Below are 350 nucleotides of genomic sequence, written 5' to 3' on the forward strand. Positions count from 1 at the left end.
GTCTTCAACTGGTCGATGAGGCAATGGGGCATCCACCCTATTCGACCTATGTGCTGCAGGCGGCAATCGCGGCCGAGCATGCGCGTGCGACAGAGGCGGACCGAACGGATTGGGCGCAAATTGTCGCGCTCTATGACCTTTTACGGCTCGCCGATCCCGGTCCGGTCGTAGAGCTGAACCGCGCCATCGCACTCGGCATGCGCGACGGCCCGCAGGCTGCCCTGCCAATCATCGCCCGGCTTACCGAAGGCGAGCTCGCCAGCTACAAGTTCGCGCATTTCGCCAAGGCGGATTTCCTCGATCGCGCCGGCGACACCGCCGGTGCGGCTGCCGCCTATACGGATGCCAGG

General features: G+C 64.9%; 1 pseudogene. It reads left to right on the forward strand.

Annotation, left to right across the window (positions count from 1 at the left end):
- Positions 1–350, forward strand: a pseudogene (locus AC1D0P_RS32850) (RNA polymerase subunit sigma-24); the annotation flags it as partial.

This window comes from Polaromonas sp. P1_G2 (genome assembly GCF_056405515.1).